We start from the raw sequence: 25,150 nt of genomic DNA on the forward strand, positions 1-25,150 counted from the left end.
AATTTGGCATTAAAATTTCTTCTTTGTCTGGACATGATAATGGATCCTTTCTTTCATACTGGTTTAAGTATATCAGATTCATTAAAAACTGTCCGAAAAAGTGTCTTAATTTATGAGACCATTATACATCTTCTATCTGCCTCATTAACTCCTGTCCTTCTTCGAGATATGGAACAAGAACTATTGTCATATCCTCATCAATGACTTTAAAGTTTTCTGCCGCCCTTTTAAATTGAATCTTCCAGTTCAGTTTCGGACCTGTTTGATTTCTTTTAAGAGTCAACAACTCATAGATACTTCTTCTGCCTCCATCTATTGGATATTTAAAATTCCCACTACATTCGCTATCATTATAATAATCATCGAAATATTCTTTCATAAGTTCTGGTAATAAAATGTTCTTTTTCTCCTGTTCTGCCTTATAAAAAATAACATTACTCCACTTTTGACCAAGACGAATTTCCGACATATGTTCGTAGCTGCCCTCTTCTAAATTAATGACATAACAATAGCCCAGGCCTCTTTCACCATTTCGATTGACACGTCCTGCGGTCTGTACAATAGAATCTAATTTGGTCATATTTCTGATTGCCGCTTGAAAACTGATATCTACCCCTGCCTCAATTAAAGAAGTACTGATACAGAGCACCTGCTCTTCTTTCTTTAAAGCTTTCAATAATTCGTCTAAAACATCTTTTTTGTGTTCCGGACACTGATCTCCTGTTAAAAGGAATAATCGGGTATCCTGGGCTAAAACACCTTTTGTACTTTCTATATTTTGAGTTTCAACATCCTCCTCATTCTTCTGTAAATATCGGAATAAATCTTTCGCTGTCTTTATTTTATTTACAACAACTAAAAGACTGTTTACCTGTGCTTTTCTTTCCCATATAAAAGTCGCTGCATTTTTAATTGTATATGGTTCCATGGCACAGCAATTCTTTATTTCAACTCTTTTTAACTGCGTGAAATTTCCCTCTACCGCATTTATCAGTTCCCCTTTTACATTTTCCAGACTTATATCTTTAGAAATATTACTGAAATCCGGCTGTGTTGCTGTACATAAAATCGTTGTGGTATTCCCCACCCGATTCAAAAAATTAATCGCCCCGTTAAATAAAGCCATACATTTGACAGGAACCGTCTGAATCTCATCAAATATAATAACCGCATTCAACAGATGATGCATTCTTCACATATCTCTCGTTCCTTTTCCATAAAAGGTATTTAAAAACTGCACCATTGTTGTAAATACAATGCGGTTTTCCCATCGTTCTGTAAGCAGTCTGCAGTCCCGTTCCTCTCCCAAACTGTCCAACATTCTTTTATCATCTTCTGTTACATTAGAGTGATGTTCAAGCAAATCACAGTTTCCTCCTAAAACCTCTCTTATAACCTTTGCATTTTGTTCAATAATCGTTGTATAAGGAAGAACAAAAATAATTCTTTCCTTATTTGTTCTCTCACTATGCTCTAACGCATATCGCATACTCGATAAGGTCTTTCCTCCACCTGTCGGAACAGTTAATGTATAAATGCCACTCTCCTTCCTGCCTGCTTCAAAACATTCATCCGATATTCTCTGACGGATTGCATTCACTCTTTTTTTACCTGTATCTTCTAAAGCCTCTGACTTCTTTTGCAATCCAGAAAGGTACTCTTCAAACTTTTGCTTATATGCTTTCCAGGTCATTTGAATTTCGTCTTGTGCCTTTTCATAAGAAGTAAAATCCTCACCAGTCTCATAGCACATACTACTTAATCGGTCGGCATCTATCAACATACTGTAAATTAGCTTTATAAAGAGATTGGGCATAAAGTTGGCATCATTTTTTCTCTTATTTTTTTCTTCACTTCCTGTAGAAGATTTCAGAATAAGCAGTTTTATCTCTTCAATAGATTCCTTAAAAAGCTGTTCTATCTCCTGCTCCGTAATCTGTAAATCCTTAAAAAAAGTTACTTTTACCTGTTCATAATCAGCAAGTCTGTTTTCACCCTGAAGTCTCATCAACAATGGGCTGTCTCCATTAAAATCTTCTGCATCTGGGAGTCCTCCATGATGATAGCAAATAACATTTGCGAGTAGTTCACCCACTATCCTTCCATTCGGTCCGTACTTTCCTGATAAATCATAAATATATTTTGCTCCGTAAACACCATGATCAATACCAGATTGTCTTTTACTTTCTATCCCCTCTTTTGCCCGTCTCCATTCTTCGTGAATAAACCTCTGAAACTTAATGCTGTATTTTCCAAAATCATGAAGTAAGCCTGCAAGAGAAAGCGTATTTTCCAAAGTAGCTTTTTTATCAGAATGTAGCTCTTTTTAGCTAACAGGTCTCCTCAAGTCAACTCTTTTTCCCATAGCTGCTGCTAATTTCTGCACTTCTCTGATATGTTCTTTTAACTCCTGTTTTTCGAAATCATTTACACGAAATCTAGCTATATAATCGTTCATCTTATGAATCCTCTTCTCCTCATTTTTCTATTCTTTATTATCTTTTCAATATTTCCCGGTAAACCTTTAACCGGAATTTATCCGTTTCTGTCGATTTCCGCATTTTTACTAATACCTTGAACTCCTTTGGTGCTTTTTTTAGGAAACGAAAGATCTCATCCTGATATACACAGAAGAAGGATCTGTCCTCAAAAATAAGGTCAAGAAGTTCCAGATATTGCTTAATGCCTGTTTCTTTTTTCTGGTATCTCTGAAAATGCTTTTCACTATCTATACTCCCGCCTTTTTTTATCAAAGGGATAGAGGAAAGACATCTTTCCCCGTCCAGTGTCATCTTTAAAAGGTAATATACTCCATAATAACCATCAATCCGTTTTCTCGTCAGGAGATTCTCTTTTAATAATCGAACAATGACTGTCGTTATCTCCTCTTTTGAAAAACTGTTGTACCGTCCAGCATTTTCAATATATCGGGGGTTCTGTAAATTGACTTTGGTACCACGAAGCATGGCACAGACCACATTTTCTGTGATATAATCCTCGTTCAACGCAACTGTCTTTAAGATGTCCTGAGTTAAAAAGTCAGACAACAGTTTCTCGTATTTTTCTATTAGTGCTTTTTCCTGCTCCCGAATCCGGACTTCCATTTCTTTATCGAGCCGCTTTATTTCTTTTTTTAGCTGTTTCCGCCAGACGGTAAGGGAGTTTTTGTAACACGGAACGTGGATGACACCGATGGATGTAATCCCGGATCTTGCTGCAAAGACTTTGGTATCTCCCTGTAACACACCTTTCCCGGAAACATAATGATAGCTACCCAGCAGTTCTTTTGCATCATGAAATGCTGTTTGGAAGCGTTTTTTCTCAAATTCTTTCTCTATCCCATCAGCAAAACGAATCTGCCCGTTTTTGATTAGAATCCCAGAGCCGACAAAGACCGTGGAAAAGTCATCCCCTTTTATCTGGCATTTCGGTGTCGTGTTATAAGTACTGGTGAAGCCGGATGGGTAGTTAACAGCATCAAGCCGTTTATCTAACCACTGCTGGTATCTGTTTACATACTTTTTCACTTCGGTATACATCCTGGATGACAAACAGACATCCTTCCGGCATATGGTCTTACGCATTTCTTCTTTTATGATGGCTAGTGCAGCCGGTTTGATGTAGGGAGTACGTATCAAGCCGTTTCCGGCATATTCTACGGAAAAACATTTGCTGCTGTCTGCCTGGCAGGGAATCTTTGCCTCCGCTTTTTTAAGGCAGATGTAAAAGCCCTGCGTAGGATGTGCTGTATAAGAGTGGGTATTCCCTTCCTGGATATATAAGGCATGCATGTTCTTTTTGACTGCTTTTTCATAGGCTTTCTCTATATTCCGGAGATTTTTCTTTATATGCCTAAGAACATAGGAGGTAAACGTAGCGTTGTCTTTCTTTTCATAGCCATCTGTGTAAAAAGAAAGCGGAATCTGGTATACAGCTAGGCTTTTTTTCAAACTGTCTCTGTTCTTTGCATAAATCAGATTAATCTCTGTCTGGGACGGTTTCTGGTTTGATAAGGATAGTTTCATAAACAATGGATTATCTTCTTTTAGCAGCATCTCTATATGCGGTTTTGCCCTGTTGTAATCTTCTTGAAATGTTTCTCTTTCTGTTTTCCGTTTTTCCCTTTTTTCTGATTTTCTTAATCTTTTTGTTTTTCTGGGAAGGACATCGTCTGAAAGGAGTTCTCCCTGTTTTGAAAATACTAATTGTTTCATGTTATAGGAAAACTTATAATTACCAGATTTAGATTCTCCAATATATTCCGCTATCTTGGGCAGGTAACCAAACCTATTCATGTTTTTAATGATATTTTCTTCTGTATGCACATCAAGATACCACATAACATCCCCTCCTATCGTATTTGGCTGATAAAACGGATTAGGTCAGCCGGAGTCTGTATCTCGTACATTGGTGCGAACGCTGCGTATACCGATGCGATCGAATCCCCCTGATTCCATTTGGCAGCCTGTTCTGTGTTCAGAAAAAACATTTTCTTTGCCCTTGCGTGGATGTTTTTCATCCATTCTGTTCCCGATGGGTTCTTATTGTTACGGTAATCGCCAAGAAACAGGATAAAACTGTCCTTTTTCAGATACTTCCGATTCTTTTTCCATAGCATCTCTAACGGACGGTTGTAATCGGAATACACCCCTTTTGCCGGGACAGCCTGCAGGACACTCTGAACAGCTTTATCAATACTATCCGTCTCCATGATTTCCGTTACATCATAGAGGGAGTTAACAAATACATATACCCGACAGCCTCCGGCAAACACATCTTTTAATAGGTACATGAACCCCAGCATCATTTCTGAAGCTTCTTTACATGAACCAGAAATGTCAAGAATAAGAATGAGATTTGACCTGTTGCGTTTTGACTTCGCAAAACAGACCTCAAACGGGATACCGCCGGTCTTGCAGGCAGCCTGTATCGTCTTTCCCATATCAATCTTCCGTCTTTCCTGTGTGTTTAAATATCTTCCGAGCCTTGTCTTAAAGGAAACGATATTCTGGCGGATGTATTGGTAGATATATTCTTTTTCTTTCTTGTCCAGTTTTTTAAACGGTTTCTCCATAAATTCCGGCAGAGTTTCCTCTAAAAGCTGTACAGCTCCCCCGCCGATAAAATTCTTCCGGTGTATTTTGGAGACCGATTTTTCGGTAAATTGCCTTGTCAGTGCAAAGAGCCGGCTATCTAGTTCTACTTGAATCCGTTTCTCTTCCCGTTCCAGTCTTTGAAGTTTATTTTCCAGTTCTATCTGCTGATTTTTCAATTCTTTTGTTTCCCGTGCAATCTTATCTTCGATATATTTTTCATAGTATATGACCTGTATCTTTGCTTTTTCCAGTATCTTAAATATATTCTGGTAGATTTCAAAAGCATCCATTTTTCCGGATAATAACGCTTTTTCTGCTTTTTCCGGCAGTTTTTTTCGAAGGGACTGAAAAGTTTTCTTGGAGTCCTCAGAAAGTTCTGTTTGGTCTTTGGACAGGGAAAGTAGCAGATTCTTCTCCTGTTTTGTAAAATACTGTTTGAATTTAACTTCCTGTTTTTTTAGGTAATTTTTCTGTGTTTTGGGGATATGAAGCATTTCCTTTTCTTCTAAGACTGCTTTCCTTTTCTCTTCGATTTCCTGTCTGACACCGGTAATCTCTTTTTGTATCTTTTCTTTTTGGGACTTACTGTATTCTATCTGTTCTTGGTGTTCTTTCCGAATCCGTTGTTTTTCTCTTGCATAGGATCCTTTGTAATCTTTTATATATTGGTAAAAATAGTCGGAAAAAGAATCGGCTTCTTCCTTGTTCCGACAGAAACACAGTTTCATTAATGGAATGATCTCCGCTTCTCTTGTAAAATCTGTCTCTTCATTTTTTAAAGATAAAAAGCGGCTGATCTTATTCTGTGTGACAGCATATCCCCTGTCATTTAAGTATCCAGCAAATTCTGTTATATAGTCAAAAATCATTTTTTACCACCTCTAAAAAGAATTCGATTCTGCAAGACACTATTAATGCAAATCTTTGATATTCGGCAGAATACCTGCATCCCGTACCCTCATCTGGTCTTCTTTGTTCTTGCACAACATGCACAGGGAATCTGCAATATTAAAATCTTTATCATCCATCAGTTTCTGCAGATAGCTAGCCCATGTGATGCCTTCTGAAATAGACGGAATCTGTTTCAGGCACAGGCTCTGCAACTGGTAAAGACAGGATGCCACCCCTTCGATGATTGTTGGAGATGCTTCTGCTTTCATTTTCAAAATCTCCATAATCTCTTCTTTTGTTTTTCTTGGAAGATACAGATAATTACATCTTCGCTTTAGTGCATCGGATAAGTCCCTGTAGTTGTTCGATGTTAGTACGACAACGGGCTCCATCCCTTTTTTTGCCTTTACGGTGCCATATTGGGGAATGCTCAAGGAGAAATCATCTAAAAACTCCAATAGCGTGTATTCTAATTCTTCTGATGCTTTGTCTACCTCATCAAAGAGCAGGACATACCGTTGCTCTCCCCAGATAGACTCCAGTACCGGGCGACGGATTAGAAAATCCTTTCCATAAAAATCAATCGTTTTTGCTACATCCATCGCTTCGTTAATCGTCTTCCCATCTAAATTTTTCGCTAAAGTACTCTGTATTGCCTGGATGGAAAGTAGCTGTCTTTGGTAGTTGTAATCGTACAGTATCTTGTCCGCAGTCAATCCCTCATAAAACTGAACACGCAACACAGAAAGCCCAAAGGCTTGTCCCATTGCTAAAGCAAGACTTGTTTTTCCCTGCCCCGGGTCAGACTCGACCAATAATGGGACACCATGTAGTGCCCCATAAGCTGCCATGACAATCTCATCATTTGGCAGGTATCCATTTTTTGTAAGCTGTTTTCTGATATCTGATAAACGCATATTTTCCCCCTTTTTCTTCATCCTTGTCTCATTTTACCATAGGGCATCTCAGCCTGTGTAATTTTTTAATCAATTTGTATAAATCTTAGCATATAGCAGAGAGATAAGAATTTTTATAATAACTTTCAAGAATGCCCTGCATTCTTGCTGCGAGATGCTAATCCAGATGATTTAATGCATGGTAACACCCACATTTAAATTGTAACATATATACTTTATAGTCACAATATGTTATTTCAATCTCCGCAACTTGCATTAAAATATTTTATCAACAAAAATACACAAAAATTTTTATATACAAAACTCTTATAATTCATTTGCTCTTTCACATACTGCCTGCTATAATCATCTACATATATTTTAAACGAAGGAGTATAAACTTTGATATTTTATATTGATGAATCCGGATCTATTAATAATCATCTCTCTCATAATAAGCATTTTGTAATTGCTTTAGTCAGAGTTCTTAATAAAAAATCTTTAAAAAGATCTTACAAACGATTTGTTTCTTCTAATTATGATAGACTTCTTGAATTAGATAAAGATAAGTATCACCCCAAAACGGGAAAACTCATAAAAGAAGGGGGCAAAATGTTTTCTAATGAAACTTTTAAAGAACTTAAAGGTTCCCAGTTTGACAAAGAAATGAAAAAAAGTTTTGTCGATTTCTTTTCTCGTAAACCATCATTTGAATTGTATATCATTAAAATAAAAAATTCAGAATTAACTGATCAATTTTGCCAAAATACTGCGAGAGTGTTTAATTACACCATAAAGTTAGCTATGGAATACTTTATACATAGGGGATATATCCCAAAAGAAGATTGTTCACTTCAACTTGATGAGCGAAATGAAAAAACTGAATCAAGATTTTTTCTCGAAAATTATCTTAATACTGAACTATCCATGAATGGAACCACTGACAAGAAATTTGATGTTACATATTATGATTCATCTGATAATAATCTTATTCAAATTGCTGATGTCTTTGCAAATCTATATTACTCTCATTTGCAAACAGGTGGTTATAAAAATGAATTAAAAAAATTAGAAGAAGCAGGTATCCTAAAATTTGTTTTTACTTTTCCTAAACAATAATGATTTTTTCTTGGAATATTGACAGTTTTTCTTGCATATGATAAGATAAAGCTACCAACAGTAAGTCCTATATCAGTGCCATTATCGAGGTAAGTGTCATGTGTTGGCATCGCTGCTAGGCTATTGGTAACTTAGTATAATTAGACCAATCTCTTGATTGGTCTTTTTATTTTACCAAAAAAGAACCCACACCCTTACAGGCATAAGTCCTTTCAAATTTAACATTCTTGGTCTTACAATTAAGTCGCTCATATTAATCCTTCCTTTCGTTTTATCTATTAACATATATTAGTATATAAAAATAATAATTAAAGATAAAGTATAATCCTGTCCCATATAATGAACCCTGAATATAAATTAGCAAAAGCACTTAATTGTAGCATAGAGGATATTATAGATGTATCAGATTCTGACACATTAGAGAAATAATTTGTAAAAAAGTGCCTCTTTCCTTTTTCTCTTGCACATATGTTCTGCACAGAGTATAATGACCCTATAAATGAAAAAATCCGGTACTGACAATACCGGATTTCAAGTTACCTATCAACCAAGATGGCTGATAATAATCAACGATTTAGGATTTAATAAATCTTCTGTTTCTACTTGGTGCAATAGTACTAGACTTCCACGAATGGAATCTGAACTCCTTGCTGCCCACCAGCGTACTGATATAGAAGTGACTCTGGAAGGGATACAGAGTGATTTAGATATTATGAATGATGATAATTTGCGGAAGTAAGAAAGGAGAATTTTATCCTTTTACAGCAAGAAGACTCCGACCTCTAAGGTGGGAGATGAATTGCGTCTATACCTACTTGATAGAGCATCCTAATTAGATGAATGGATTATACCACGCATCCTGCATTTTGCATAGGGTGTATTTTTTATACCCTTTTTTCGAAAGGATGATTTTCATGGGAAAAGTTGGCACACGAAAACGCGGGAAGACCTCGCAGTATTATTTTCAACTGGTCAGTGTGGATGGGACAAGAAAATGGAAAACCGGTAGCGGATACCGAACAAAGGCAGAGGCTCAGGCAGCGACAAAGCAAAAAACTGTACTCTTATCAGTGAAGAATGGGACTTTCACAGTTTACGACATACTCATGCAACAATTCTTTATGAGGTAGGTGTTCCAAGTACACATTTTTATTTTATGTGTACGTGATGTGTACATAGGGTTTTTTAGGAAGTTCACAAGAAAACAAAAAAGGACTTCCACATAAAATGGAAGTCCTAAAACCCGCATAAATAAAGAGTTTTTCTTAGAATCTACCTGCCTTAGCAGCTTCTTCTACGCTTACAGCTACAGCTACTGTAGCTCCAACCATAGGGTTGTTACCCATTCCGATAAGACCCATCATCTCTACATGAGCTGGTACAGAAGAAGATCCTGCAAACTGTGCATCAGAGTGCATACGTCCCATTGTATCTGTCATACCATAGGAAGCTGGACCTGCTGCCATGTTATCTGGGTGAAGTGTACGTCCTGTACCACCACCAGAAGCTACGGAGAAGTATTTCTTACCTGCTTCTAATCTTTCTTTCTTATATGTTCCTGCTACTGGATGCTGGAAACGAGTTGGGTTTGTGGAGTTACCTGTGATAGAAACGTCAACGTTCTCTTTCCACATGATTGCAACACCTTCGCAAACATCGTTTGCACCATAACAGTTAACTTTTGCACGTAATCCATCAGAGTAAGATTTACGGAATACTTCTTTAACTGTGTTTGTGTATGGATCGTATTCTGTCTCAACAAATGTGAATCCGTTGATACGGGAAATGATCTGTGCAGCGTCTTTTCCAAGACCGTTTAAGATAACACGTAAAGGTTTCTGACGAACTTTATTAGCCTTTTCTGCGATACCGATAGCACCTTCTGCTGCTGCGAAAGATTCATGTCCTGCTAAGAAAGCAAAACATTCTGTATCTTCTTCAAGGAGCATTTTTCCAAGGTTACCATGTCCAAGACCTACTTTTCTGTTCTCTGCTACAGAACCAGGGATACAGAAAGCCTGAAGTCCTTCGCCGATTGCTGCTGCTGCTTCAGAAGCTTTTTTTGCACCTTTTTTAATTGCGATTGCTGCACCTACTGTATATGCCCAGCAAGCGTTTTCAAAGCAGATAGGCTGAATGCCTTTTACCATGCCGTATACATCAAGTCCTGCATCTTTTGTGATTTTCTCTGCTTCTTCTAAGGAAGCGATTCCATAGCTGCTTAATACGGAATTAATTTTATCAATTCTTCTTTCATATGATTCAAATAAAGCCATTCTTCTTACCTCCTTAATTAGTCAATTACCTTGTCTGTTCTAGGGTCGATAATCTTAGCGGCATCATCAACACGTCCGTACTGACCTACAGATTTTGCCCATGCTGTGTTAGGATCATCACCTTTTTTGATGAAGTCTGTCATTTTTCCAAGATTTACAAACTGGTAACCGATAATTAAGTCGTCTTCGTCCAGAGCGATTCCTGTTACATAGCCTTCTGCCATTTCAAGGTAACGAGGTCCTTTCTGGAGAGTTCCGTACATTGTACCTACCTGTGAACGAAGTCCTTTACCAAGGTCCTCAAGTCCTGCTCCAACCTGAAGTCCGTCTTCAGAGAATGCAGACTGGGAACGTCCGTAAACGATCTGTAAGAAAAGTTCACGCATAGCTGTATTAATAGCATCACATACAAGGTCAGTATTTAATGCTTCCATAACTGTCAGTCCTGGTAAAATTTCAGAAGCCATAGCTGCTGAATGTGTCATACCGGAACATCCGATTGTCTCAACTAATGCTTCCTGAATGATACCTTCTTTAACATTTAAAGTTAATTTGCAGGCACCCTGCTGTGGAGCACACCATCCAATACCGTGTGTAAAACCAGAGATATCTTTTACCTCTTTTGCTTTGACCCACTTTGCCTCTTCTGGAATTGGAGCTGCTCCGTGATGTACGCCCTGAGCCACTGGGCACATGTTCTGTACTTCTTGTGAGATAATCATGTTAGTACTCCTTTCGGTATAAATTGAGTTTTTCTAAAATAACTTACATTCCGTAAGTAATCCCTAAGTCAAGACGATTGCTTGTCTTCACAGTTTATTATTTTCTCACAAAAATTGCTTTTCGTCCATACCTTTTTTTAATTTTCGACATTTTTTTTGATATTTCTTTCACAATTCTTTGCGTTTTCTCGAATAAACTACTTTTTTATGCATTAGAACTATTCAAAAACAGGCAGGTATTATATAAATTTTACTTTAAATAAGAATCATACGAAGCTTTACAGGAAAAAATATATATGAAATTCAAGTCGAGCAGCCGCGAGACTTGGCGCGTGATTCTGGTCAGCGTAAGCTGACATATTCTTTACAGAATCACTGCGCATCCTCGCGGAGCGTTTATCTCAGTCGGAGATTGGACTCCCTCCCACTGAGACAAATTTGCTGTCACTCACCACCTGAAAGAGGTGGGAGTCTTCTCGACTGAGATAAAATTATTGGTCTGTTCCTTCACTTTCTATCTCATCACGATGAGCAGATGAGACATCTGTTTCAGAAGAACCTGTTGTTTGTTCTGTAGAGGGATCTGTAGAATTTTCATTTTTTTTCTGTTCGATTTTCTCAGCTTTTTGTTTTGCGTTCGCTTCTTTAAATATATTTTTCATTTTGATGACCGCTTCTTTTTCTGCATGATACCAGACAGTTTTACCATTCATATTTGTTATTGTAAAATATTCATCATAGATGACAAGTTTCATCGTATTGCCATGATGATAAAATGTATATTCCTTTCCGTTACCCATTTTCTTTGCTGCCTGTTTGCCCCATTTTTTCTTTGCTCTAGCTTCATTCGACTTCTTTTTATTCATCTGGTCAATATAGTTTGCAACAGAGAATGCAACTTCATTTTCATAACATTTTCCATCAGTATTTGTGATTAAAGGGGTATCTGCCATTCGGTGGAACAGCTTTGAGTTTGGATATCCATTCTTAAAGTGCAAAAATGCATCTCCGATCGCGGATGCATTATATGCATAATATACATTATTAGGCAAATCGGTAAATACGATATAGTTCCCGCCAAATATCATTATTTCATAAACAGCATTATCTTCATCATATAAAATATATTCATATCCCGGACCATATTTTTCTTTCACTTCTTCCGGTGTATATTTTGTTGTTTTGTCTGCTCTTAATGCGATTGATGTTGCAAGAGAAAAGACAGCTTCGTCTTCTACAAACTCACTTCCATTCATATTGTCAGCATAGCCTACTTCAAGTTTTACGAGATGATCTCTTGATATTTTTTCCAGATAATCGCTTGCCCTTTGTTCATCCTCAGTCATATCATTTTCAGCATCTACCTTTGATTTTAAGGATTTATTTTCTTTTTTTAACTTTTTGTTTTCCTTTTTCAGTTCCTTATAATAACTTGAAGAAAGTACCTTTTTCTTAGAAGCCTTACAGCCAGTAAGAGAGAGTACTAACACAATACTTAAAATAAGAACTGCATATATTTTTCTTCTCTCTGCTTTCATCATATCTTTTAGTATTCTTCTTTCTTCACTATTTCGTTTTTATTTTTATAAATGGAATGATCTGCAACATATCCTCTTACACTGGATAACGGATAAATGTTACTGCGTCGTCCTACAATTGTTCCTGGATTTAAAATGGAACCACATCCAACCTCTACATAATCTCCAAGGATTGCTCCAATTTTTTTCATATGTGTTTCAATCTTTGTATCGTCTAAATGAATTTCTACTAACTTTTTATCAGACTTCACATTAGAAGTGATAGAACCAGCTCCCATATGTGATTTATAACCAAGAATAGAATCACCAACATAATTATAATGAGGAACCTGTACTTTATCAAATAAAATAACATTTTTAAGCTCTGTAGAATTACCGACAACTGCCCCTTCTCCTACGATAGCATTGCCTCTGATGAAAGCACAATGACGAACTTCTGCTTCCGGTCCAATAATTGCAGGGCCGTTAATGTATGCAGTTGGCACAACGGTTGCTGTTTTTGCTACCCAGACATGCTCCTTGATCTCGTCATACTCGTCTTTTGGAAGAATCATCCCCACTTCCATGATAAAATCATGAATCTTCGGAAGTATTTCCCAAGGATATGTGTTCTCCTCAAATAATACTGTTGCAATTGTTCTGTTAAAATCCTGAAATAATACCTTATTCTCTAATCGTTTCATTTCTTTTCCTGGCTGTATCAGCCTTCTCCTTTCTAAATTAATCCTCTCCATATAAAATAAATAAATCTAAACAACTACATAATAACAAATGCAGTAAATCAAATCAATCCCACATGAAATTTACTTTTATAAATTTATGATGGAGGGTTTGTATCTATAAATTCTAATTTCCAGTTATATCTTTTCGTTTTTTCATCCTTTTCATAATAAAAATAAGCGGAAAATTTATTCCCTCTTTTACTTACACAGCCACGAAATCCTACTTTTCCATGTTCTAATAAAATTTTTACCATTTCATAGGATACTTTTTTACCAAGAGACGTGACAAAGCGATCATCTTTCCAAATGGCAAATTTACAACCTTTTTTCCAAGCAGAACATCCAAAGGCTCTGGCCGTTTCTACTACCGGCGCACCACACTCAGGACAAATACCAACTGGTTCTGTATGGAGAGGTTCGAGTATAACAGGACCTCCAAAGACAGTATCATTTTTTATTTTATCGACAGATTCTATAACGAACTGCTTTATCATCGAAAGGAAGTCGTCTTTTGTGAACTTCTTTTTTTCGATATCTGACAATGTTTTTTCCAGTCGTCCTGTGTATTCTAAATCAAAAAGTTCTCTTGCCGGAAAAGTTTCTACTAACATTTTTCCTAAATCTGTACAAGTCAGACTCTTTCCTTTTGCCTTAATATAGCCGGCATCTTTCAACTTTTTAATTGTCTCCGCACGTGTTGCTGGGGTTCCAATACTGAATCCACTTAAAATTGCCATCATCATCTGTTCTTCTTCTTTTTCTTCATATTTTTTTCCACAGGTTTCCATGACTTTAAGCAATGTTTTTTCCGTATGTGGCTTCGGTGGTTTTCTTTCGACTTCATTAATTTCAGACTTTATTAACGGTAAAATGTTTCCTTTTTGAACTGGTGGCAGAATTGTTTCTTTCGCATCAATTCCTTCAATTAATTTCCATCCGAGTTCTAATTGTACTTTGCCTTTTGCAACGAATTCTCCGGGTATATCGGTCTCCTGCATCTTAATATGCAAAACAGTGTCTTCTGCTACCGCAATTGGCATAAACTGCGCTAAAAATCGATTTTTTACTGCTTCATATACAATTCTTTCTGATTCAGTTAGCTTTCCTGGCTGCATATATGTAGGAATAATAGCAGAATGGCTCTCTACTTTCTTGCTGTCAAAAATACGCTTTGTACTTTTAAACTGTATCATTTCTTCATACGGACAATTTTTCTTATGGATATTTAATACTTTTGCTGTTTTTTCTTTTAAACTCTCATCAAGAACAACACTGGCTGTTCTTGGATAAGTAATAAACTTTTTCTCATATAGCTGTTGTGCTGTTTTTAAGACCTTATCCGAAGTCCATCCTTTATATTTTGATGTCACATATCCCTGTAATCCGGATAGATTAAAAAGATAGGGAGGATATTCATTTTTCTTTGTTATCTTTTTAGAGACAACTTCTCCATTTCTGCCATGAATTTTTTCCTGAATTTCCTTTAATTCTTCTGGATTATCAAACTTCTCATTTCCTTTTACATAATAAATGCTATCAAAATCTTTCTTTTCTTCTGTCTGAAAGATTCCTTTTAATTTGTAGTACTTTGTGACTTTAAAATCGGCAATTTCTTTATCTCTATCATAAATAATCTTCAAGGTCGGCATTAAGACTCTTCCAACATTTAGAAGACGGATATTTTGTTTGTTTCGATATTTCAAAGTGGCAACGGATGTCAGATTAATTCCAATAAGCCAATCCGCAATCTGCCTGCCAAATCCTGCATCCTGCAAGGACTTCATTTCCTCATTCGATTTTAGATTATTCAGTCCTCTGTTTACCTCTTCCGCCGTCCATTCATTTAATAAAATTCGTTCTACTGGTTTTTGTGGAGAAATGTAATTGATAATTTCATCTGCAATAATCTGTCCTTCCCTGTCATCATCCGTCGCAGAAATAATTCCCTCTACATCTTTCCGTTCCATAAGATTTTTTATTGTATTCATCTGCTGAACAACACCGCTGTCCGGTTTTTCTTTATTCTTTCCGTCTGATTTTATTTTATATAAAAACTTCTCCGGAATATATGGAAACTTTTCAATCTTCCAACTGCGCATTTCCGGGTCATAATCTCTGGCATCATAAAGCTGTAAAAGATGACCAAATGCCCAGGTAATTACATAATATTCACCTTCAAAATATCCATTTTTCCGGGAAGAAGCGGTGGCATCTGCAATATTTTTTGCCACAGACGGTTTCTCCGCTATTATTAACTTTTTCATCTGATTCCCTCTTTCTGGATTAAAAATACAACGGAAACTACTATATCATAATTTTTTTATTCTGTGAACCTTAGAGAATTATCCCCTTTTCTCCTTTTTTAAAAAATGCTATACTATTATTAATGATCTTACCCTATGATCAAGTACATTAAATTAGGAGGAATGACTATGACACCAAAACAGAAAGCTTGGGCAATACAGGCAGAACATGTGATAAAACAGATGGAACGTAGACACTTTAATGCTTACTATTGTTCTACAAAGGAAGAGGCTTTATCAAAGGCACTCTCCATCATTGAAAAAGGGTCTGTAATTGCCAGCGGCGGTTCCGCTACAATAGAAGAAGTAGGACTGCTTAATTACATAAAAACCCATTCAGAAGAATATACTTTTATTGACCGCAGTATTGCAAAAAATGAGGAAGAAAAAAGACAGATTCACGCAAAAGCAATTCTGTCTGATTATTATCTTATGAGTACAAATGCATTCACCATGGATGGACAGCTTGTCAATATTGATGGAAACGGCAATCGCGTCAGCGCACTTTGCTATGGACCAAAACATGTAGTAATTATTACTGGTATGAACAAACTGACACCATCTGTAGAAGATGCATATAAACGAATCCGTCAGGATGCCTGTCCTCCAAACTGTGTACGTCTTGGACTTCCAACTCCATGCAGCAAAACTGGTGTTTGTGGCGACTGTATGTCTGCTTCTTCTATCTGTGACTTATTTGTCACTACAAGAATGTCACGCTATCCTGACAGAATCCATATCATTATGGTTGGAGAAGAATTAGGTTATTAAAATTCTTTTTTCTTTGAAAAGTTTTTTGCGAGGGTGTGAATCAGTTTATCAAAATCAAGCGGTTTTGCAATATATTCATTCATTCCGGCTTTTTTGGCTGCAATCACATCCTCATTAAATACATTTGCCGTTATCGCAATGATCGGGACGGTTTTTGCATCTTTTCTTTTTAATTTTCGAATCTCCTGCGTTGCCGTAAGCCCATCCATAACCGACATCATCACATCCATTAATACCGCATCAAAATAATTTTCCGAAGACTGTTTAAAGCATTCCAACGCTTCTAAACCATTTTTTGCAACAGAAACTTTTCCACCTGCATCCTCTAAAATATACTGTGCCACCTCAAGATTCAGCTTGTTATCTTCTACCAGAAGAATTCTCATTCCTTCGATCGTAACTTCTTCTGTATCTTCTTTTTCTATACAAACGGTATCTAACTTCACAGGAAGAGTAATAATAAAGGTCGTTCCCTCTCCCTTTACTGTATGAAGAGTAATACTTCCTTTCATCTTACTTATAAGATTTTTAACAATGGACATACCAAGCCCTGTCCCTCGATAGCTGGAACGATTTTCAGCATCTTCCTGCGCAAATGGTTCAAAAATATGCTCTGCAAACTCTTTACTCATACCGATTCCGGTATCTGAAATAATAAATTCAAAATGCACATCTTCTTCATCACAGGATACTTCTTTTACGGAAAAAGTAATGATTCCCCCTGCATCTGTATATTTTATTGCATTACTTATAATATTAACTAAAATGGAACGCACATAATTTGGACTTCCGCATACATAAGGGTGAATAATCTCATTATCTACATGCTGTTCTAATTTTACGCCCTTTTCAGAAGCAATAATTCGCTGAACAGCCAATGTACTATCTACTAAGCTTGCAATATCAAATGGCTCTTCTATAAGCTGAATATCACCGGTTTCAAGCTTGGACATATCTAATATATCATTCGTAATCGATAAAAGCTGATCCGCTGCTCCTCTCATTTTAGAAAAACATAAATCAATCTTTTCCGGATCTTCAAGATGTGACTGTGCAATATCTAACATACCCATCATTCCATTAATAGGTGTTCGAATATCATGAGACATCCTTGATAAAAACTCTGACTTTGCCCGAACTGCCATTTCCGCATCCTCTGTCTTTTTCCTAAGAAGACGTTCCTGATTATGGATGAACATAAGTAAAATTGTGATCGTTAATGCCGCATTAGCCCATGGTAGATTATCAAAAAAACATTGCAGGATACTTCCGATAAAAAATGGAACAATATAGTAAATAGATTCCCATAAAATCTTTCTTTTTTCTAAATCCTTTTCAGTGCAAAGTCTCCATCCACTTAATATGATAGAAACTACATTATAGACATTCGCCAGTATTAAAATCACAGAAAAGCTATATATCTCTCTTTTCCAATAAGATATAATTAAAAGTATCACCAGCAAATCAATCGGTATATATAGCAAAAACAGAGAACACCGATTTTTAAACACATCCGAACCATACATATTCTCACTGTAATAAAAAAGAAAAAAGGAAATAAAGGCTATTGAAATAAGAAAAACCGCATCTAACACATACAAAATCGCCGGTCCGGCAATATATTTTAACAACATCCCAAAAGCATCTGAAAGATCACAGACACAAACAGCAAGCAGTAAACGAAAAATCCACCTCTCGGCCTTTCCAAACCCTGGTGTTCTGCTAAGCACATATACCAGAATATTATTGATCAGCATCATTAAAAAAACTGTGTATATATAGTTTATTTTAAATACTTCCATTTCGATTACCTCATTTTGAAAAACACTTTTTTACAATTTATAATAACATATAATAATACAAATTTCTATATAAAATATTTTTTTACTTTCTCTTATAATTTATTTAAATACTAATTTATAGATTTCGTATAGACGAAAAAAGAAACAATACCATATCCCATCTGCTCTGTAGTCGTTGTGTTTAAAATACTCGTTCGCATCTTAAACACACTCCGAAGCCGCATCTGGGATATGGTATTGTTTCTTTTTTCTGACTATCTAAATCTACAGTTGGCGAGAATGGGGGATTCTCCAGAAAGATATGGCTTTCCAGGAAATCAAATTCCAAGAAACTGACATTTATATAAGGAGTTTTATTTTTTCTGTCGGTATCCCTTACTATTTTCTTATGGCGAAACCGTTCTCTGATTAAAAACCATAGACTTCTGGGCAATCCCCTCTCCATTCAAAATTAAAATACTAATTTCCATCTGGAGCCAAAGAACAGAAAACCAGAAATAGAATATAGAAGAAAATATGATGTCGGAGCAAGTAAAAATGCCGAACAGGCATTTTCTGCGCCGCGACTATCTTCACATTTTCTTCTATATTCTATTTCTGGTTTTCGTTTCTTTAGTCCATCAAATTAGTATTTTATACTCTCATAAATTGGGTATTTCTCTGTAAGAGACTTAACGATTGCTTCTGCTTCCTCAAGTTTACGGTCAATAATAGTAAGCTTGATTGCTTCTGCTATCTGTACCATATCTTCTTCTTTTAATCCTCTAGATGTAACAGCAGGGGTTCCAAGACGAAGACCACTTGTTACAAATGGAGACTGTGGATCATTCGGTACTGTATTTTTATTACATGTAATGTGTACAGAATCTAATAATTTTTCCATGTCTTTTCCTGTAAGGCCCATCTTACGAAGGTCTACAAGCATCAGATGGTTATCTGTTCCGCCAGATACAATATCAAATCCTCTTTCAATTAATGCATCTGCCAATACAGAAGCATTCTTTACGATTTGTTTCTGATATTCTTTAAATTCTGGTGTTAATGCTTCTTTTAAGCATACAGCTTTAGCTGCGATTACATGCATTAAAGGACCACCCTGGATTCCTGGGAAGATAGCTTTATTGAAGTTGTATTTTTTATTTACCTCATCGCTTGATAAAATCATACCACCTCTTGGCCCACGAAGTGTCTTATGAGTTGTTGTTGTTGTAACGTGTGCGTATGGGATTGGGCTCTCATGAAGACCTGCAGCTACTAAACCTGCGATATGAGCCATATCTACCATTAATACTGCTCCAACTTCATCTGCAATTTCACGCATTCTCTTAAAATCAATCTTTCTTGCATAGGCGCTTGCACCAGCAATGATCATCTTTGGATGACACTCTAAAGCGATTTCTCTTACTTTATCGTAATCGATCACTCCTTCATCATTCACACCATAAGGTACACAATGATAGTTCTTACCAGACATATTTACAGGGCTTCCATGTGTTAAATGTCCGCCATGATCAAGGTTCATTCCCATGTAAGTATCTCCCAGATTCATTACTGCAAAGAATACTGCCATGTTGGCCTGTGCGCCGGAATGAGGCTGGATATTAACATACTCACATCCAAACAATTCTTTTGCTCTCTCGATTGCCAGATTCTCTACAACATCAACATACTGACATCCACCATAATAACGTTTTCCAGGATATCCTTCTGCATATTTATTTGTAAGATGACTTCCCATTGCTGCCATAACTGCTTCGGATACTAAGTTCTCTGAAGCGATCAACTCCAAATTATTTCTCTGTCTTCCGAGTTCATCTTCCATCGCTTTTGCAACTTCCGGATCAAAATCCTTCACATAGTCAAAACTAAACATATTTTCTTCCTCCGTATTCTATACTGAATTTTCTAAAATAGATTTGCATATCGAGATTATAGCATACTGATAAAATACAAGCAATCATTAAATACTGTAATATTACAGCACTTGAATGACTTCCCGTACATTTGATACACCAATTACCTGTATCTTCTTACAAATATTATTACTGAGTACTTCTGCATTTGTCTTTGGCATGATGCATCTTGTAAATCCCATTTTGACGGCTTCAGCCAGTCTTTGTTCAACATGACTGACACCGCGTACTTCTCCGGTAAGCCCTACTTCCCCAAAAATTAATGTTCCTTCATGAACTGGGAGATTACGATAACTCGATACAACTGCACAGATAATTCCAAGATCGATTGCCGGTTCACCAAGCTTCATTCCTCCAGCAAGGTTTACGTAGGCATCACAGCCACCAAGCTGCATACCAGCCTTCTTTTCAAGAACAGCCAATAAAAGATTCACTCTATTAAAGTCAATTCCTACGGTGGTACGTCTTGGCATATTAAAACTTGTAGGGGAAACTAACGCCTGAATTTCAATAAGTAATGGTCTTGTCCCTTCCATCGAACATACAACAACGGATCCGGAAGCATCCGTTGGTCTTCCGTCAAGCATTACTTTTGATGGATTCTCTACTTCCACAAGCCCCTGTTCCTTCATTTCAAATACACCAATTTCATTTGTTGAGCCAAATCGATTCTTCACTCCTCGAAGAATTCGGTAAATTGCAGTCTGATCTCCCTCAAAATACAATACCGTATCTACCATATGCTCTAATGTTTTTGGTCCTGCTACTACGCCTTCTTTTGTCACGTGACCTACTAAAAATACAGCAATCCCTTCTACTTTTGCAAGCTGCATTAATACAGAGGTAACCTCTCTTACCTGACTGACACTGCCCGCTGCGGAAGTAATCTCCTCGCTGTACATTGTCTGAACAGAGTCCACTACAACCATATCTGGTTTTGCCTCTCTTACAGCTTCTGCGGCTGCATTGATATCTGTTTCGCAAAGTAGAAAAACATTCTCTTTAAAGCCACCAAGACGCTGTGCCCTCATTTTAATCTGTTTTAAAGATTCTTCGCCGGATACATAAACAACTTTTTTTCCACTGTTCGCCTGATAACGACAAATTTGTAATAGTAATGTTGACTTTCCAATACCGGGATCTCCTCCAACTAATGTAAGGGAACCTTTTACAATTCCACCACCAAGAACCCTGTCAAGTTCCGGAATACCAGAGCTTGACCTGTCTTCTTCTTCCATGGAAACTTCAAATAAACCGGTAAGCTGCTGATGTGGCAGATTATTTCCTCTTTTTCCAACTCCCCTTGATACAGGATTAATCTTCTCCTCCGTCATTGTATTCCACTGATGACAGCCGGGACACTGTCCCATCCATTTCGGCGTTTCATAACCACATTCCTTGCAAAAAAATACGGTCTTTGCCTTTGCTTTTGCCATAAGTAATCCCTTTCTGTACTACAAGATCAAAAATTTTTAAATGTCTTTATTCATCAGATATCTTCTCGATAAAATTCAAGTCGAGCAGCCATCACTCACCACCTGAAAGAGGTGGGAGTCTTCTCGACTGAGATAAATAAAATAAGCTCGAAAAAACAATATTATTATATAAAGCATCTTCGCACAACACGAAGATGCTTTATATTATGATTATACTTTTTCGAACTTTTATACTTTTTCAATATGTATTATAACTTCACTACCTGAACTTTTGCAGTTTCTCCTGCATCCAGTTCAATACTAAAACTAATCTTTCCACCAAGACTTGATTTCAGCTTACCAATATTTGTGTCATTAACAAATACCTTATATTCCTTTTCTGGTTCTACTTCAAGTGTAATCTGAAGATCATCTGCTGCTTCTGTCTCAAATGCAATCTGACGTTCTGTTTCTTTATATCCATGCACTGCAGAACCTGGTACAGATTCGTACACAACACCACCATTCTTTTCTAAACGAGTGATTTCCTGAAATGTTTTTACTTTATATACATCGCCTTCGAATGAAAATTCGTCAAGCTTTGTCTTCTGTGTAAGACTGTAATCTCCAAAGCTTAAGCTTCCATTCTCCTCTGCTTTTAATAGTTCTTTTACATTAGCCATTATTATATCCTCCGTATTTGTATCTATAAAGCTACCATTATTATACAAGAAAGTAGGTAATTTTTCTACCAAAAACACATAATTATTAAAAACTTTTTTATTCTGTCTTTTTCTTCTTTCGCTCTTTCTGAATAACTGGCTTATCTTTTTCAATATCAAGAAGGATTTTATCATTATTTTTGATATGTCCTTCGAGGTATTCATCTGCAAGGAAATCTTCTAATTCATTCTGAATTGCTCGTCGTAATGGTCTTGCACCATATTGTGGATCATAGCCTTTTTCAAGAACATAATCTGCAACTTTATCAGAAAAATTCAATACAAAACCAGGATTCTTTGAAAGTCTGTCGGAAAGTTCTTTTAAAAGTAACTTTACAATTTCTTTTTGCTGTGGTTTTTCCAATGTATGGAAGACCATAATACCATCCACACGATTAATAAATTCTGGTTTAAATAACTGTTTTACTTCTTCCATCACCTGAGACTTCATTCGCTCGTGATCTTCCTTAGCACTTCTTTCTGTAATAAATCCAAGATTTTTCGGTGCCATGATTCGTTGTGCACCTGCATTAGAGGTCATAATGATCACTGTATTTTTGAAGTCTACTTTTCTGCCGTTTGAATCGGTAATCTGTCCATCATCAAGTACCTGCAGAAGGATATTAAATACATCTCCATGTGCTTTTTCAATCTCATCAAACAAAAGAACGCTGTACGGATGGCGTCGTACCTGTTCGGAAAGCTGTCCACCTTCTTCGTATCCTACATATCCTGGAGGAGAACCAATTAATTTAGATACACTGTGTTTCTCCATATACTCAGACATATCTACACGAATCATTGCATTTTCATCACCAAAGAGTGCTTCTGCAAGTGCCTTAGACAATTCTGTTTTACCTACTCCAGTAGGTCCTAAGAACATAAAGGAACCGATCGGTCTCTTTGGATCCTTTAAACCGACACGACCTCGCTTAATTGCCTTTGCAAGCATTGTTACAGCCTCATCCTGCCCAATGACTCTTTTTTTCAAAGTATCTTCCAACCCTAAAAGGCGCTGGGATTCACTCTGGCTAATCCGCGTCACCGGAATCTTTGTCCAGGAAGAAACAACTGCTGCCACATCATTCTCTGTAACAGTGATACGGCTTACGGACTTCTTTTCTTCCCATAATTCTCGTTCTTTTGCCAGTTTTGTTTCAATAGTTTTCTGCTTTGTATTATTCGTCTTTGCTTTACGCAGATTTCCCTCTGCGAGTGCCTCCTCCTTTCTCTTACCATATTTATCAAATTGTTCTTCTAATATCCTCATCTCATCAGACATTGTATAGAGACCAACTTTCTTCTTTGAAGCAGCTTCATCCATAACATCGATTGCTTTATCTGGAAGAAAACGGTCACTGATATATCGCTCGGATAATTCTACTGCTGCTTGAATTGCTCCTGCTGTATAATGTACCTGATGATGCTGTTCATATCTGTCTTTTAAACCATTTAAGATAGCAATTGCTTCTTCCTCAGATGGTTCTTCCACCGTAACCGGCTGAAAGCGCCGCTCAAAGGCAGCATCTTTTTCAATATATTTGCGGTATTCTTCACGAGTAGTTGCACCAATTAACTGAATCTCTCCTCTGGCAAGAAATGGTTTCATAATATTGGAAGCATCAATCGCACCTTCTGCTCCACCCGCTCCAATCATTGTATGAATCTCATCTACAAAAAGTAAGATGTCTCCTCTGGAGATTACTTCTTGAAGAAGTTTTTTAATTCTCTCTTCAAATTCACCTCGATATTTTGATCCCGCGATCATACCCGGAAGATCTAAAGTCATTACTTTCTTTTCCCAGAGCATTTCCGGCACTTCTCCCCGGATGATCCACTGTGCGAGTCCCTCTACAATTGCCGTTTTACCAACGCCTGGCTCACCAACAAGACAGGGGCTGTTCTTTGTCCGTCTGCTTAAAATCTGTATGATTCGCTCGATTTCCTGTCTTCTTCCCACGATAGGGTCTAATCTTCCATCTTTCACTTTCTGCGTTAAATCTACACAGTATGAAGAAATCATCGAGTTCTTACGCTTATTCTTCTTAGGAGCTGTCAGAGATTGGTATTCTTTCTGTGCCCTTGTCATATCTATTCCAGTTGCTGTTAATACATCAATATAAATCTTCTTAACATTGATATTCATTCCCTTCATCAGACGAAGAGCAATACAATCTCTTTCTTTAATTAACGCCAGTAAAATATGTTCGGTTCCTATCTGCTTTGCATGAAGGCGAAGTGACTCCTCCTCACTGGTAGATAAAACATGCTCTGCCTTAGGACTATATCCAAGAAATGTCTGACTAGTATTATCTCCAAGTGCTGCCGACTCACCAAGAACTGCTTCTAAAAAGTTTTCATATGTAAGGCCATTCTCATAAAGTACTCGCCCGGAAAGAGATTCCGGCTCTGATAAAAGTCCTAAAACAAGATGCTCGGTCCCTATATATTTTTGATGGCATGAAGCAGCATCCTGTGCCGCTCTTTCTAATACCCGGGAAGCATAGTTATTATATTCTGTTCTCATTCTATCCTCGCTTTCTATTCTTCCTCTTCTATTACAAGAAATGTATCATACATTTCTTCAATTAACTGTTTCATCTCATCCTTTGTAATCTCCTTACAGATTGCCTGTGCTACGATCATCTGCATATATTCATTCACCTTTGTCATTTCTTCTGCTTTATTACTAATCTGTACAGAAATGACTGCTCCGCGTCTTCTGTCAAGCTTCAGATAGCCTTCCTGCCGAAGCATAGCATATGCCTTATTCACCGTATGCATATTCACACCAAGTTCTCCTGCCAGACAACGTACAGAAGGAAGGGAATCTCCATCCCTTAACTGTTCCTGTGCAATTTGCATAACGATTTGGTTGCGAAGCTGTATGTAGATTGCTTCAGGGCTGTTAAAATCAAGTTCTATTCTCATATTTATCATCCCATTCTTTTAAAGATATCTTCT

Annotated in this window: 20 protein-coding genes; 3 read left to right on the forward strand and 17 right to left on the reverse strand. The window is 37.0% G+C overall.

What is annotated here, in order from left to right:
• Positions 1 to 121: 121 nt before the first annotated feature.
• The 6 genes from FYJ25_RS05425 to FYJ25_RS05445 are packed head-to-tail and all read right to left on the reverse strand — an operon-like array spanning position 122 to position 6,904.
• Positions 122 to 1,189, reverse strand: a complete 1,068-nt coding sequence (locus tag FYJ25_RS05425; RefSeq protein WP_154580749.1) for a CRISPR-associated helicase/endonuclease Cas3 — start codon at positions 1,187 to 1,189, stop codon at positions 122 to 124.
• A gap of 3 nt (positions 1,190 to 1,192) precedes the next feature.
• Positions 1,193 to 2,296, reverse strand: coding sequence for a CRISPR-associated endonuclease Cas3'' (locus FYJ25_RS05430; protein ID WP_096240212.1), 1,104 nt, complete (start codon positions 2,294 to 2,296; stop codon positions 1,193 to 1,195).
• Positions 2,297 to 2,326: 30 nt separating this feature from the next.
• Positions 2,327 to 2,458, reverse strand: coding sequence for a hypothetical protein (locus tag FYJ25_RS14745; protein WP_278277451.1), 132 nt, complete (start codon positions 2,456 to 2,458; stop codon positions 2,327 to 2,329).
• A 37-nt stretch (positions 2,459 to 2,495) separates the two neighbouring features.
• Positions 2,496 to 4,340: a hypothetical protein gene (locus tag FYJ25_RS05435; RefSeq protein WP_096240214.1), complete on the reverse strand. Its 1,845-nt coding sequence runs from the start codon at positions 4,338 to 4,340 to the stop codon at positions 2,496 to 2,498.
• 11 nt (positions 4,341 to 4,351) lie between these two features.
• Positions 4,352 to 5,965 (reverse strand): VWA domain-containing protein, encoded by a 1,614-nt coding sequence (locus FYJ25_RS05440; RefSeq protein ID WP_096240216.1) that lies wholly within the window; start codon positions 5,963 to 5,965, stop codon positions 4,352 to 4,354.
• 42 nt (positions 5,966 to 6,007) lie between these two features.
• Positions 6,008 to 6,904 (reverse strand): AAA family ATPase, encoded by an 897-nt coding sequence (locus FYJ25_RS05445; RefSeq protein ID WP_167513777.1) that lies wholly within the window; start codon positions 6,902 to 6,904, stop codon positions 6,008 to 6,010.
• Between the two features lie 381 nt (positions 6,905 to 7,285).
• Here FYJ25_RS05445 and FYJ25_RS05450 point away from each other — a divergent pair, with 381 nt between their 5' ends.
• Together FYJ25_RS05450 and FYJ25_RS15135 are read left to right on the forward strand one after the other, a co-directional pair.
• Positions 7,286 to 8,002 (forward strand): DUF3800 domain-containing protein, encoded by a 717-nt coding sequence (locus FYJ25_RS05450; protein WP_154580751.1) that lies wholly within the window; start codon positions 7,286 to 7,288, stop codon positions 8,000 to 8,002.
• Positions 8,003 to 8,916: 914 nt separating this feature from the next.
• The gene (locus FYJ25_RS15135; protein ID WP_408608959.1) at positions 8,917 to 9,132 is read left to right on the forward strand and encodes an Arm DNA-binding domain-containing protein; all 216 of its coding nucleotides are present in this window, start codon (positions 8,917 to 8,919) and stop codon (positions 9,130 to 9,132) included.
• A gap of 135 nt (positions 9,133 to 9,267) precedes the next feature.
• Here the strand turns inward: FYJ25_RS15135 and FYJ25_RS05455 are convergent, their stop codons facing one another.
• From FYJ25_RS05455 to FYJ25_RS05475, 5 genes are all read right to left on the reverse strand, one after another.
• Positions 9,268 to 10,278, reverse strand: a complete 1,011-nt coding sequence (locus FYJ25_RS05455) for a GGGtGRT protein (RefSeq protein ID WP_096240224.1) — start codon at positions 10,276 to 10,278, stop codon at positions 9,268 to 9,270.
• 17 nt (positions 10,279 to 10,295) lie between these two features.
• Positions 10,296 to 11,000, reverse strand: a complete 705-nt coding sequence (locus tag FYJ25_RS05460) for an iron-sulfur cluster assembly scaffold protein (RefSeq protein WP_021907751.1) — start codon at positions 10,998 to 11,000, stop codon at positions 10,296 to 10,298.
• Between the two features lie 491 nt (positions 11,001 to 11,491).
• A complete protein-coding gene (locus FYJ25_RS05465) occupies positions 11,492 to 12,541 on the reverse strand; it encodes a hypothetical protein (RefSeq protein ID WP_096240226.1) in 1,050 nt (349 codons plus the stop codon).
• Between the two features lie 5 nt (positions 12,542 to 12,546).
• Positions 12,547 to 13,221, reverse strand: coding sequence for an acyltransferase (locus tag FYJ25_RS05470; protein WP_154580752.1), 675 nt, complete (start codon positions 13,219 to 13,221; stop codon positions 12,547 to 12,549).
• Positions 13,222 to 13,355: 134 nt separating this feature from the next.
• The gene (locus FYJ25_RS05475; RefSeq protein WP_154580753.1) at positions 13,356 to 15,524 is read right to left on the reverse strand and encodes a type IA DNA topoisomerase; all 2,169 of its coding nucleotides are present in this window, start codon (positions 15,522 to 15,524) and stop codon (positions 13,356 to 13,358) included.
• A gap of 168 nt (positions 15,525 to 15,692) precedes the next feature.
• Between FYJ25_RS05475 and FYJ25_RS05480 the strand changes: the two genes are divergently transcribed.
• A complete protein-coding gene (locus FYJ25_RS05480; RefSeq protein ID WP_173854278.1) occupies positions 15,693 to 16,334 on the forward strand; it encodes a lactate utilization protein in 642 nt (213 codons plus the stop codon).
• Here the strand turns inward: FYJ25_RS05480 and FYJ25_RS05485 are convergent.
• The 6 genes from FYJ25_RS05485 to FYJ25_RS05510 form a co-directional block, all read right to left on the reverse strand.
• Complete coding sequence (locus FYJ25_RS05485) at positions 16,331 to 18,136, reverse strand: ATP-binding protein (RefSeq protein WP_154580754.1); 1,806 nt, start codon at positions 18,134 to 18,136, stop codon at positions 16,331 to 16,333. The two genes, FYJ25_RS05480 and FYJ25_RS05485, sit on opposite strands and share 4 nt — an antisense overlap.
• A gap of 625 nt (positions 18,137 to 18,761) precedes the next feature.
• Positions 18,762 to 20,009, reverse strand: a complete 1,248-nt coding sequence (glyA, locus tag FYJ25_RS05490) for a serine hydroxymethyltransferase (protein ID WP_021907745.1) — start codon at positions 20,007 to 20,009, stop codon at positions 18,762 to 18,764.
• A 102-nt stretch (positions 20,010 to 20,111) separates the two neighbouring features.
• Positions 20,112 to 21,485, reverse strand: a complete 1,374-nt coding sequence (radA, locus tag FYJ25_RS05495) for a DNA repair protein RadA (RefSeq protein WP_096240235.1) — start codon at positions 21,483 to 21,485, stop codon at positions 20,112 to 20,114.
• A gap of 248 nt (positions 21,486 to 21,733) precedes the next feature.
• Entirely contained in the window at positions 21,734 to 22,147 is a 414-nt protein-coding gene (locus FYJ25_RS05500) for a hypothetical protein (RefSeq protein WP_021907743.1), read from the reverse strand.
• 97 nt (positions 22,148 to 22,244) lie between these two features.
• A complete protein-coding gene (locus FYJ25_RS05505; RefSeq protein ID WP_096240237.1) occupies positions 22,245 to 24,713 on the reverse strand; it encodes an ATP-dependent Clp protease ATP-binding subunit in 2,469 nt (822 codons plus the stop codon).
• 14 nt (positions 24,714 to 24,727) lie between these two features.
• Entirely contained in the window at positions 24,728 to 25,117 is a 390-nt protein-coding gene (locus tag FYJ25_RS05510) for a GntR family transcriptional regulator (protein ID WP_021907741.1), read from the reverse strand.
• Between the last annotated feature and the right edge of the window lie 33 nt (positions 25,118 to 25,150).

It is taken from the genome of Anaerobutyricum soehngenii, from assembly GCF_009697165.1.
Lineage (GTDB): Bacteria > Bacillota > Clostridia > Lachnospirales > Lachnospiraceae > Anaerobutyricum > Anaerobutyricum soehngenii.